This window comes from Bifidobacterium sp. VU/mBH4 (B4) (assembly GCF_058199535.1).
On record NZ_JBVPQJ010000015.1, the window covers coordinates 1 to 3,584 of the forward strand.

The following is a 3,584-nucleotide window of genomic DNA, read 5'->3' on the forward strand; positions in this document are numbered from 1 at the left end:
GTGGTTGTTCCGTCTCCGAGCTGACCATTGCTGTTGCTTCCCCATGCGTAGATGTTTCCGTCGCTGCCCAGGGCCAGCGAATGATCGTATCCGGCGCTGACCTGCACGTAGGTGAAATCCTTGGGCACGTCCGGATCCGTGTTGCGGTCAGGCTTCCTCACCCTAAGTGGCGTAGTCCGGCTGGTGGTTGTTCCGTCTCCGAGCTGGCCATACTGGTTGCGTCCCCATGCGTAAGCGTTTCCGTCGCTGCCCACCGCCAAGGAAAAGCCGTAGCCGGAGTTGTAGACATTTCCTGCGCTGACCTGGCTGAACTTGATGCCTCGGCTGGCGCTGTCCGGCGGGGTGATGGTGGTGGATTCCCTGCCTAGCTGGCTGCCCTTGTCGGGGCTGATGTTCCACTTGGTGTTCCGTCTTTCAGTCCACTTGGCGGTCAGGGTCAGATCCTTGGTAACGGGCCTGCTGAAATCATAGGCGACCTGCCCGATGAACCACCCGTCGAACAGAAAGCCTTCACGCGCCGGATCGGGGGAGGGACGCTTCACCCTGCCGTACGGGGTGGAAACATGCTGGTCTCCTGGTTCGGGGCTTCCTCCGTCCGCATTGAAACTGACGGTGTAGGTCGTGCCCTGCCGGTCGGCTCTGGTCAGCGGCTGGTCGACCGTGTACTTGAGGTTTCTGGTGAAGGGCCGGCTGTCCTGCCTGCCGGTGATGAGGATGGTGGTTGGTCCTGGCTTGCGGGCGGGTATGTCCGCCTGCCATGAGTCGTTGTTCCTGCTGAGCGTCAAAGCTTGGCCGTCCATGTTGGCTGATTCCAGGGTGGGCGCTGTGTCGGTGTCGAGCCGGGTTGGTTTGCCTGGCTGACCCTGCTCGTCCAGGCTCCACTCGTATATGTCGCCCTGCTTGCTAATAGAGGTGATCATGCTTCCGACTTCAGCGGTCTGCATATATTGCTGGTTCCCATCGTCTGCACGCTTGGGGGTTTCGCCGGGCTTCCAGGCCCAGACGTGGCCGTCGTTGCTGGTGATTATGGTCTGATCTTTGCTGCTGGAGATACTGCTGGCCTTTGCGCCGTCCGGCAGGCTGAGAGCTGTGGGATTGGTGTTGCTGTCGGCTATGTGATAGGTCTGCCCGTCCACGTCCAGCAGGAGGATTCCTTTACTGAGGGCTTGGGCTTGGACGATGCGGATTCCTGGGTTCTGTCTGACGCGTACGGGTTTGGCTTTTCCGGTGTTGTTCGCGTCCCAGATCCAGGCTTGTCCGTCCGCGTCCACGATGAGGATCCGGCTGCCGGAGGCGAGGGCGGTGATGGCCTGTGCCTCTCCGGGGAGGCCTGCTGCCGTTTGCTCTCCGGGCTTTGCAGTCGGATCCTGGGTGCGGGGCTGGCTGGCTTGGAAGGTGTGGACCTGCCCTTGCTGGTCCACGGCTAGCAGTCGGTCATCGTTCAGGCTGATGCTGGTGAACCTGGTGTTCCGGCTGGTGTCGAGGATGGTGGGCGTGGGCTGTTGGCTGGTCCAGGTGTAGATGTGCTGGTCGGATCCTAATGCGGCCTGCAATTGGCTGCCGGTGGTGACTTGCAGGTAGTGGAACCCGTCGGCAGCTTGGGCGGGGAAGAGGACCTGTTTTGGTGTACTGTCTTGCGTCCAAGTGTAGATGCGGCCGTCTCCGGTCAGGCCCACAATTTGATCTCCCGCGTGGTGGATGCTCGTGTAGTAGGGCTCTTGTTTGTCGGGCGGGCTGATGGTTAGCTGGGTGCCGGCGGCGGGCCCATGGTTCGGGCTTAGCGTCCAGTCCGTGGTTTTGGCCCATTTTGCAGTCAGGGTTAGGTTTTGCAGGATGGGCGTCTGGAAGTCATAGGGCTGGCCGTCAAGCGTCCATCCTTCGAACTGGAAGCTTTCACGTACAGGGTTGTGTTCTGGAGGGATGACGAGAGTGCCGGTTTTCACGGTTGACTGTGTTGGCTTGTTTCCGTTATTCGGGTCGAAGCGCACCGTGTGCGTGGCTTGATCATCCGGCTTGCCGGATGGCTTGGTTGAAGCGGAATTCGTACTGCTGGTAGTAGCCGTCGGCGATGACGGAGCAGATGAATCTGTTGTTTCGGGATTTAATAATGATGTGGTTGTCAGTGGTGATGGGGTCGGAAGTGGAGTGTGTGTTGCGTTGCTGGGGAGAGTGCCGGAGGTTCCGTTAGCTACGCGAGGGGTCTGACGACCCCCCCCCCCCGGTGAGTACAGGAGCGTCCGCCGCGTTTGCGGACGCGACGCCCAAGCCTGCCAGCAGGCTCAACAGGACGATCATCATCGCCAACGCGCGACGCAGAGGAGAAACCACATGCATGAAACCAAAACCCCTTACCAACACCAAACGAATTCAAATGCCGTTTGTTTGTTTAAAGTTCTGTCCGTCGGAAAGCCCTTCTGTCCTTCAACGCCAGCCCTGCATCGGATTGCATGAGCCAATGGCGGAAGCCAGTTGTCTTCTCGACGCCCCCACGTTTTTCACCATACCACCGGATTAACAAGCAACACACATGAGCCAGGTCCGAGCCCTGGGTGGTGATGACTTCGATGGTTGGGTAAAGGCGGCTGCTCGCCAAATTATGAGGAGGGAGGGGGGAAGAGAAATGAACAGCGGCCGGGCTGGCTGGAGGCTGTTGAGCCTCCTGGCCGGCCTGGCCGTGTTTCCTCCTCTCCCAGGCGAGGGCGGGGGCGTGCATGCCTGCCCTCGGCTTCTGCCTGCAGAAGTGTGGTGGGGGCGCGGGAGGAACGTGTCGGCTCTCTTGGGGTTTGAGCCGTAAGTGGCACGTTCCTCCCTGCTCCCCCTGTATGGGCCGGGGGCGGGGGGATTGATACGCCGCCCGGCCGCTCTTACTCGAGCGAAGCGTGCAATAGTCGGCGTGTTTCCTGCCGGTGGCGGCGCGAGGCCAGGACCCCGCCCATGCCGGTCATGCCGGCGGCCAGGGCGAGCAGGATGCCCTCCCCGCCAGCGCGGGGGAGCACGCCTGCTGGCAGGTACGTGTACCTGAGGGAGGTGTCCGGCGTTTGGGGTGCGCCGCCCAGCGTGTAGTCCACGCTGACGGTGACCGTGCCCGGCAGGTGTGCAGGCGTGAGCACGGTCACGCTATTGCCATCGCCACGCGTCAGGCCTGATACGGCGGTCTGGTCGAATCTGACGCCGGTGATCACCAGCTGCAGGTTGAACGACACCGGCACAGGAACAGGGTTCGAATCGTAGTAGCCGCTGGTGGTGCCGTTGCCGAGCTGGCCAGCGTTGTTGGATCCCCAGGCGTAGGCGTAGCCGTCGCTGCCCAGGGCCAGCGAATCATGGCTTCCAGCGCTGACCTGTGTGGCTTGCAGTCCTTTGCTCTTGTCTGTGGGGCTGGCGGGGTCGCGCACGTGTACAGGAACAGACGAATAGCTAGTGCTGCCGAGCTGGCCACTGTAGTTGCATCCCCAGGCGTAGGTGTTTCCGTCGCTGCCCACGGCCAGCGAATGATCGCCTCCGGCGCTGACCTGTGTGGCTTGCAGTCCTTTGCTCTTGTCTGTGGGGCTGGCGGGGTCGCGCACGTGTACAGGAACAGACGAATA

Annotated in this window: 2 pseudogenes; both read right to left on the reverse strand. The window is 61.5% G+C overall.

Features of this window, described 5'->3' with window-relative positions:
• A pseudogene (locus AC0AII_RS08760) lies at nucleotides 1-2,334 on the reverse strand (InlB B-repeat-containing protein); the annotation flags it as partial.
• 530 nt (nucleotides 2,335-2,864) lie between these two features.
• Nucleotides 2,865-3,584 (reverse strand): annotated as a pseudogene (locus AC0AII_RS08765) (RCC1 domain-containing protein); the annotation flags it as partial.